This window comes from Kitasatospora sp. NPDC056800, assembly GCF_042789775.1.
GTDB lineage: Bacteria > Actinomycetota > Actinomycetes > Streptomycetales > Streptomycetaceae > Kitasatospora.
The window spans coordinates 1-7,300 of the sequence record NZ_JBHUAL010000312.1; the positions used below are offsets into that span (position 1 = coordinate 1).

At 72.9% G+C, this 7,300-nt stretch carries 8 protein-coding genes; 1 reads left to right on the top strand and 7 read right to left on the bottom strand.

The genetic code is table 11. The annotated features are described in order from the left end of the window. Positions 1 to 48: 48 nt before the first annotated feature. From ACFRQN_RS38970 to dcd, 7 genes are all read right to left on the bottom strand, one after another. On the bottom strand, positions 49 to 1,395 hold the full coding sequence (locus ACFRQN_RS38970) for a hypothetical protein (protein WP_380745346.1): 1,347 nt from the start codon (positions 1,393 to 1,395) through the stop codon (positions 49 to 51). A gap of 74 nt (positions 1,396 to 1,469) precedes the next feature. Then, on the bottom strand, positions 1,470 to 2,210 hold the full coding sequence (locus ACFRQN_RS38975) for a class I SAM-dependent methyltransferase (RefSeq protein WP_380745348.1): 741 nt from the start codon (positions 2,208 to 2,210) through the stop codon (positions 1,470 to 1,472). After that, positions 2,207 to 3,508, bottom strand: a complete 1,302-nt coding sequence (locus ACFRQN_RS38980) for an MFS transporter (protein WP_380745350.1) — start codon at positions 3,506 to 3,508, stop codon at positions 2,207 to 2,209. Before ACFRQN_RS38980 ends, ACFRQN_RS38975 begins: the two co-directional genes overlap by 4 nt. 87 nt (positions 3,509 to 3,595) lie before the next feature. Continuing rightward, positions 3,596 to 4,108 (bottom strand): HIT family protein, encoded by a 513-nt coding sequence (locus tag ACFRQN_RS38985; protein WP_380745352.1) that lies wholly within the window; start codon positions 4,106 to 4,108, stop codon positions 3,596 to 3,598. Then, on the bottom strand, positions 4,105 to 5,202 hold the full coding sequence (locus ACFRQN_RS38990) for a glycosyltransferase family 4 protein (protein WP_380745354.1): 1,098 nt from the start codon (positions 5,200 to 5,202) through the stop codon (positions 4,105 to 4,107). Before ACFRQN_RS38990 ends, ACFRQN_RS38985 begins: the two co-directional genes overlap by 4 nt. After that, positions 5,199 to 5,723, bottom strand: coding sequence for a deoxycytidine triphosphate deaminase (locus tag ACFRQN_RS38995; protein ID WP_380745356.1), 525 nt, complete (start codon positions 5,721 to 5,723; stop codon positions 5,199 to 5,201). The genes ACFRQN_RS38990 and ACFRQN_RS38995 overlap by 4 nt, the downstream gene beginning before the upstream one ends. Continuing rightward, positions 5,720 to 6,247, bottom strand: a complete 528-nt coding sequence (gene dcd, locus ACFRQN_RS39000) for a dCTP deaminase (RefSeq protein WP_074005876.1) — start codon at positions 6,245 to 6,247, stop codon at positions 5,720 to 5,722. Before dcd ends, ACFRQN_RS38995 begins: the two co-directional genes overlap by 4 nt. 121 nt (positions 6,248 to 6,368) lie before the next feature. On the opposite strand from dcd, the gene ACFRQN_RS39005 reads away from it, so the two are divergent. Next, positions 6,369 to 7,289 carry an ROK family protein gene (locus ACFRQN_RS39005; protein ID WP_380745358.1) on the top strand — a complete coding sequence of 307 codons (921 nt, stop codon included), beginning with the start codon at positions 6,369 to 6,371 and terminating at the stop codon, positions 7,287 to 7,289. The last annotated feature ends 11 nt before the right edge of the window (positions 7,290 to 7,300 follow it).

Genomic DNA, 7,300 nt, shown 5'->3' on the forward strand with positions numbered 1-7,300 from the left:
CCTCCGCGGAGGAGCCGGCTCACTGCCTTTCGAACCGGGCCGAGCGGGTCAGCGCTGCCGCTCGGGCTCCGCGTAGGTGCGGAAGTCCGAGGCGGTCTCCGGCCAGTTGGCCCGCTGCCAGCTCCGCAGCTCCGGGTACGTCGCGTGGGCGGGCACGACCACCAGGCGCTCGTCGAACCACCGGGTCAGGAACTCGCGCCGGCTGCGCACCTCCTCCCGGGTGCGCCCGCTCAGCATGACCTGCCCGACCCCCTGGGTGGTGTCCTGCACCGTGTCCCCCGTCCGGAAGCCGTACGGGAGGTCCAGCCGCACGTGCTCGACACCGGGCAGGGCCCGGATCTGCTCCAGTGAGGGATAGCCGACCAGGACGCCGGGCCGGTTGGCGAGGAAGAGGGTGCTGACGCTCTCCGGGCGGACGGCCGGCTCGATCGCCGGCTCGATCCCCTCCGCGCACCGGATGGCGGCTTCGCCCAGGTCCACGCCGAACTTGAACGCCACCGCTTCGGAGATCAGCCCGCCGCCGGTGCGGGCGGCGCACTCGCCGAACACGAGCCCGCCGGTGTCGGGCCGGCGGAACAGCTCCATGTGGAACACCCCGCGCCGCAGGCCGAGGGCCCGCAGCGCCTCCGTCACGACCGGCCGCGCCAGGGCGAAGGCGTCCGCGTCCTCGGTCGGGTCGAAGCGTTCCAGCTGGAGCACCCGGTTGGCGTCGACGGCGGTCAGGCACGGCTCCGCGTAGGTGCCCACGCTGAGGAACCGGAGTTCGCCGTCGAAGACCACGCCGTCCGCCATCCACTCCTCGCCCGGCGTGAACTCCTCCAGGACGAAGGTGCGTTGCGGAACGCCCCGGCGCCGGTACTCGGCGCAGGTGTCGATCAGCTCGGCCAGTCCCCGGACGACCGAGGTGTTCCGGGTGCCCGCCCCGGCGATGGGCTTGAGCACCGCTTTGTCGAAGTCCGCGAGGGCGGACGGATCCAGGTGGTGGATGTCCTCGATGACCTGCGAGGCGCCGACGTCCAGGCCGGCCGCCGCGACGGCCCGCTTCTGCAGCCACTTGTCCCGGAAGTTCGGGGCGATGTCCGCGGCCACGGCCGTCGGGAGGTCCAGGACCCGGGCGAGTGCCGCGACGGTGACCAGGGCCTCCTCGTCGGAGGTCTGGAGGAAGCGGAACTCCCGCTCGGCGGCGCCGGTCCGGCGCAGGGCGAGGAGGACGCTCTCGATGCTCGTCGGGTCCTCGGCGAAGATCCCCACGGCCCCGTCCGGGAGCTTCAGGTAGCCCCAGTCCGCCAGGTGCGGGCCGTGCACCACGTACGGCGTGATGCCGTTCCGGAGGCAGGCGCGCATCGCGTACGGGTCCGTGCCGACGATCAGGGCCGAGGGCTGGTCCTGGGGCAAGGGTTCTCCTTCGTTGTGGGGCTGAGGGGGCGGCGGTCCGCGGGCGGACCGGGAAGGCGGGTCGGACGGCGGGTCTAGAGGTCGGCGATCCGCCACACCCCGATCGACTTGTCGGCGAAGCGGTGCTCGACCCGTGTGCCGTCCTCCTCGGTCACGTAGACCTCGGTGCACTGCTCGTCGATCACCCGGAAGGGCTCGGGCAGCAGGAAGGGGGCCCGCCGGAGGTTGAGCGGACGCCAGCCGCCCGCTTCGGTGGCGGCCTCGTTCCCGGCCCGCCCGGTGAAGGTGGTCGTCGCCAGGTAGGTCGAGCCGCTGCGTCGGATGTTGTCCAGCGCGCGGTGGACGTCGTCGTCTCCGAGGTGCACCAGGCAGTCGCGGGAGAACACCAGGTCGACCTCCGGCAGCGGGTCGCGGGTGAGGTCGAGGACCCGGAACTCGCGGTCGGCGCGGGCGAAGCGCGCCCGGTTGCGCTCGACCACCGCGGGGACGATGTCGGCACCGGTGTAGCGGTCGACGCCCAGGTCGACCCTGGACATCCAGAAGAAGTCCCCGCACGGCGCGTCGAGCAGGCTCCGGACGCCGAGTTCGGCGAGCAGGGACGGCAGTTCGGCACGCAGCGCGGCCGTCTGGGCCAGGTTCGACCCGAGGCCGGAGCGGGATTCGTCGTCGTCGGCCCCGCTGTCCTCGGTCAGGGTCCAGGCCCCGCTGGCGTAGATCCGGGCGAAGGTCTCCTGGAGCGGCACGCGCGGTGGCCCGTCGGCTTCCGGTGCCGCCACGGAACCGCGCGTGTCCTGCTGCCGGGTGTCGTCGGTCATTGGTCCTCCTTGGTCGTACGGACGGATGCCGGCACTGCTGCCGAAGCCTGTTGCGGACGGTCCGCCCCCGCCGCGGCCTGCGGCTCGGACGGCAGGGTGCGGACCCCCGGGACGGCCAGCACGACGCCCGCGGCCGCGGCGACCAGGCAGGCCGCGCCCAGGAAGACGACGCCGATGCCGACCCGGTCCGCGATCGGGGCGGCGACCGCCAGGCCGAGCGGGAGGAAGACGAACGAGCCGAAGGCGTCGTAGGACATCACCCGGGACATCGACTCCTCCGGCACGTGCTTCTGCAGTGCCGTGAGGAAGGTGACGTCGTTGAGGCTCATGCAGAGGCCGGTGACGAACATCGCGCCGGCGGTGACGGCGACCGGCGCGGCGCAGGCCAGCGCGACCAGGGACGGCACGATCCCCAGGGTGAACAGCACCGCGGCCCGCAGGGGCCGGCGGGGCCGCAGCCGGATGGCCAGCAGGCTGCCCGCCACGAAGCCGACCGCCTGCGCGGTGAGGACGGCGGCCCATCCGGAGGCGCCGCCGAGGTGCGCCTCGGCCTCGACCGGTCCCAGCACGATGAAGCCGGCGCCGATGCACACGTTCACCAGCGCGAGTTGCGCCACCGCCGCCCACAGCCAGGTCCGTTCGGTGAACTCCCGCCACCCGTGCCGGAGTTGGAAGAAGATCCCTTCCTCCGTGGGCGACGGCTGGTCCGCCGTGCCGGTCAGCCGGACTCCGGCGAGGAGCACCGCGGACACCAGGAACGTCGCCGCGTCCACCACCAGTGCCCAGCCGGCGCCGAGCAGGACGACCAGCACGCCCGCGAGTGCCGCGCCGCCGATGCTGCCCGCGTTCATCGACAGCTGGACCAGCGCGTTGGCGGACTGGATCTTCTCGGCGGGCACGAGCCGCACCGTGACGCTCCGGGACGCCGGGGTGAACAGCGCGCTGGCGGCGCCGCTGACCATCGACAGGACGACCAGGCCCGCCAGGGAGTCCGTCCCGGTCAGCACCAGGACCGCGACCGCTCCCTGGGCGAGACCCGCGGCCAGGTCCGCCCCGACCATGACCCGGTGCCGCGGCAGCCGGTCGGCCAGGACTCCGCCGTACAGCAGGAACGCGACCTGGGCGGCGATCCGGGCGGCGGCGACGATGCCGAGGGTCGAACCCGAGCCGTCCGGCATTCCGAGGACGGCGAAGGCGAGCGCCACCGGTGCGATGGCGTCACCCAGCAGGGAGACGGACCGGGCGGAGAACAGCAGCAGGAAGGAGCGGTCTCGGAGGATGGAGAGGTCGGCGCGCACACAAGGCCTTTCACGTTCTGGCCCGACGGGATCGAGCTGGTCGGGGAGCCGTCACACCGCGGTCCGGTCCGGGCGGTCGGGGAACCGTCACACCGTGGTCCGGTCCGGGTGTTCGGGTGGCGGTGCCGAGAGGCGGGCGCGGGTGGCGGCGAGCCGCTCCAGCGGCACCGGGTCGGCCTTCCAGGGGCGGTGGAGATGGTCCCCGGCCGCCCGGGGCACCAGGTGGACGTGCAGGTGGAACACGTCCTGCCAGCCCGCGTCCCGGTTCGCCTGGAACAGCGTCAGGCCGTCCGGCGCCAGCACGTCCCGGATCCGCCCGGCCATCAGGTGGACGGTGGCCATCACGGCGGCGGCGTCCTCCGGGGTGATCTCCCAGAGGTCGGCGGCGTGGCGCTTGGGGATCACCAGGGTGTGCCCGTCCATGACCGCGGTGATGTCGAGGAAGGCGATGGTCCGCTCGTCCTCGTGGACGACGGCGGCGGGCAGCCGGCCCCCGACGATGGCGCAGAACACGCAGTCCGCGGACCGCGGGCCGTCGCCCCGGTCCCGCTCCGGCCCGCCGGTGGGCGCAGGGGCCGCGGTGGTCGGCCGGGCCGTCATCGCGCGACCCGGCGGGAGAGTTCGGCCAGGTCGCCGGCGGTCCGCGACAGCGGGAAGCGCCCGCTGTTGACCAGGCCGGCCGCGGCCAGGTCGTCCAGCCGCTCGGGCGAGCGGAGGAACTCCTCGATGCGGCCCCGGAGCGCCGTGAAGTCCCCGAAGTCGACCGGGAGCGCGGAGCGGCCGAGCACCTCGGTCAGGCCCGGCACGGGCTGGTAGGCGACCGGCAGGCCGCACGCCTGCGCCTCGATGGTCACCAGCCCGAACGCCTCCAGCCGGAGCGAGGGGACGATCAGGAGGTCGTGTCCGCCGAACGCGCGCCACAGGTCCTCCCGGGACAGCCAGCCGAGGCGGCGCACCCGCGACAGGTCGGAGCGTGCGGCCAGGGCCGCGAACTCCGCCGGGGGAGCGGCCACGGAGAGCTCCACCCCGGGGAGCGAGGCCACCGCCGCGATCAGGCCGGAGGTGGCCTTCTCGGCGGTGAGCCGACCCGCGTAGAGCACCCGCAGGACGCCCGCTTCGCGCTTCGCGCGGTGGCCCGGCCCGGTGGGCCGGCCGGCCAGCAGCCGGTCGGGGACGCCCCAGGGGATGTGGACGATCCGGTCCGACGGGACCGGGGCGATCCGGCGCAGCCGGTCCGCCATCGCCCGGGTGGGGACGACGATCGCGTCGGCCGATGCCGCGGTCTCCCGCAGGACGACGGCCTGGGTCGGGTGGTCCTCGGCGAACAGCAGGTCGGTGCCGTGCACCAGCGCGATGCTCGGCCGGTCGGGAAAGACCTGCTGCAGGGCGGCCGTCGCGCCGAAGGCCAGGTGCTGGAGGTGCAGCACGTCGTGGTCGGCGGCGGGGTACCTGTCCCGGACGGCGGCGCCGAGCCGGTCCACGTAGGCCCAGAACGCCGGCCCCGACACCGTCTTGCCCGGCACCGCGAGCAGGGCCGGTGAACCGGAGGTGTCGGGCGCCTGCCGGTCCTCCGGGGCGAGCATGAAGACGTCGGCGGGGATGAGCGGTTCCGGCCCGCCGTACAGGTCGCGCAGCAGCTCGACGCTGCCGCCGGGGCTGTCCGGGGGGAGGTCGATCCCGGTGAGGACGTTCACGCGAGCTCCTCGTACAGTCGCGACGTGTCGATGCCGCTGGTCCGGGTGTACTTCCGGCCCATGCTCTGGTAACTGGCCTCCGCGCCGAGGGTCTTGAGGAAGATGATCTTCCCGAAGGTCATCCCCGGATAGATCCGCACCGGGCGCACCACGCGGATCTCGAGCGTCCACCGGATGGCGTGGCCGACGTGGCCGAGCGGTGCCGAGACGTGCACCCAGACGCCCAGCGCGCCCACCGTGCGGTCACCGTTGATCATCTGCGCGAAACGCTCGGAATGGGTGCGCTCGTGGGTGACCCCGAGGTAGAGCCTGCCCGGCAGCAGCACCATGCCGTCCGGCGGGATGGTGCGCTCCTCGAACTCGGTGGAATGCGCCGCGTCGAGTTCGGACTCGCACACCCGGATGGTGTCGCCGAGTCGCCAGTCGTAGGCGTTCGGGGAAATCCTTCGGGGGTCGAACGGCTCTATGATGATGTCACCGGATTCGATCGACCTGGCTATTTCCGCCCGGGTGAGGATCACAGCTGCCCCAACTTGTCCCGCCAGTAGCGCGATTCCTGCGGTCCGACCGCGCCCTGGTACTTCCCGGAATAGGGCTCGATATCGCCGAGCGTGTCGAAGAACATGATCTGCCCGATCTTCATCCCGGGATACACCCGCAGCGGTCGGACCGCGGACAGCATGAGGGTCCACTGGCCGTGGAAGCCGATGTCCCCGATCGGGGCGGTGATCTCCACGAAGAGCCCGAGCCGGCCGACCGAGGAGCGCCCGAAGAGCAGCGGCACGAAGACGTCGGATCCGACCTCCTCCACGGTGTGCCCCAGGTAGAGCTGGTCGGGTTCCAGTACGAAGCCGCTGGAGTCGATCTTGGTGGCGTCGGTCCGGTTGGGCCGGTACGCGTCGATGACGCTGTCCGTGTAGGTGATCAGCGTCTCCCCGAGGCAGACGTTGTAGCTGTTCGGGTTCACCTGGTCCCGGTTGAACGGGGATATGGAAATCCTGCCGTCACGGGCGGATTCAACGATTTCTGGTCCCGTCAGGATCACAGGAGGCTCCCACTCTTCCGGCCTGCCGGACAAAACGGCGGGCGCGCACCGACGAGGCTTTTACGGGTCGTTTTCCAGGACGTTTGCCAGCTCGTCCGAGCATGCTCCATACTCATCCCCCATGAAACACGTCATAGCCCTTGATGTGGGCGGTACCGGAATCAAGTCCGCCCTGATCGGAAGCAGCGGAGAATTACTTCACCAGGCCCGCCGGGAAACCCCTCGCGAACGCGGCACCGACACCGTCGTGGAATCGGTGCTCGAGGCGGCCGCCGAACTGCGCGCCCACGGCGAGCGCCGCTTCGGCCGGCCCGCGGCCGCGGTGGGCGTCGCCGTGCCCGGCATCGTCGACGTCGGCACGGGCACCGTCGTGTTCGCGGCCAACCTCGGTTGGCACGACCTCCCGCTCGGCGCGCTGCTGGCCGACCGCCTGGGCGGCGTGCCCGTCGCCTTCGGCCACGACGTCCGCACCGGAGGACTCGCCGAGCAGCGGATCGGCGCCGGCCGGGGCACCGAACAGTTCCTCTTCCTGGCCATCGGCACCGGCATCGCGGGCGCGATCGCCCTCGGCGGACGGATCGAGGCGGGCGCCCACGGCGCCGGCGGCGAGATCGGCCACATCGTGGTCCGGCCCGGAGGCGCCGCCTGCCCCTGCGGCCGGCGCGGCTGCCTGGAGCAGTACGCCTCGGCCTCGGCCGTCGGACGGGCCTGGGCCGCGGCCTCGGGCCGGCCCGCCGCCGACGCGGCGGACTGCGTCCGGGCGCTGGAGGCCGGTGACACCCGCGCCCGGACGGTCTGGGACGACGCCCTGGCCGCGCTCGCCGACGGTCTCGTCACCTGCCTCACCCTGCTCGACCCGGGCACCGTGATCATCGGAGGCGGGCTGGCCGAGGCCGGGGACACCCTGTTCGAACCGCTGCGCGCGGCGGTCGGGAAGCGGCTCGCCTTCGAGCGGATGCCGGAGATCGTGCCGGCGGCACTCGGGGAGACGGCGGGCTGCCTCGGTGCCGGCCTGCTGGCCTGGGACCTCCTCGGCGGCTGACATCCTTCGCC

What these genes read in the sequence shown, in the direction of transcription:
- ACFRQN_RS38975 (WP_380745348.1), bottom strand. Translation starts at nt 2,210, where the DNA reads ATGACCGACGACACCCGGCAGCAGGACACGCGCGGTTCCGTGGCGGCA.
- ACFRQN_RS38985 (WP_380745352.1), bottom strand. Translation starts at nt 4,108, where the DNA reads ATGACGGCCCGGCCGACCACCGCGGCCCCTGCGCCCACCGGCGGGCCG.
- ACFRQN_RS39005 (WP_380745358.1), top strand. Translation starts at nt 6,369, where the DNA reads ATGAAACACGTCATAGCCCTTGATGTGGGCGGTACCGGAATCAAGTCC.